Below are 521 nucleotides of genomic sequence, written 5' to 3' on the forward strand. Positions count from 1 at the left end.
GGCCACACCTACTACTCGGACGAGTTTGACTGGGTGGAAGGCGTAGATCCGGACGGCTACTCGGAACTGTTCGAGGCCCATGTGCGCAAGACCGTACAACCGATCGGGCCGGGAAGTGTCTACGTTTCCGGCTGCAAGATGAGCGGCCCGTATGGCGGTCCGAAGTCCAACGCCTCCAAGGCGCACGAGCGCTTCTTCCGTGAAGCCGACGGGCGCTCGCCCAATCTTCATTGGACGCCGTGTCCGGCCGAACTCCAGAAGGCTCCACCACCGATACGGGATGCGCCGATCTACATGCTGTGCCTCGCGACGCCCTATTCGCCGCGCTTTTACGAGACGGGCGATTACGGGAAGAGCCAGGTCTTCAAGGTCAAGCTGGAGGACAGCTACGGCATCGAGAGCAAGGAATTTCGGCCGTTTCTCGAAGCCAACAAGATCGACGCCGTGCCGAAGTGCTTGAAGGCCCGCACCCGGGAGAGGCTGAACGCCATGGTGATCGACGAAATCGACCACTCAAGGGT

The 521-nt window shown here is 61.0% G+C and carries 1 protein-coding gene; it reads left to right on the forward strand.

Annotated elements, in window-relative coordinates; all coding sequences use genetic code 11:
* Nucleotides 1–521, forward strand: a 521-nt coding sequence (locus AC1DKR_RS21085; protein ID WP_478035084.1) for a hypothetical protein, incomplete at both ends; no start/stop codon positions are given.

This window comes from Stenotrophomonas sp. 01N47, assembly GCF_056399165.1.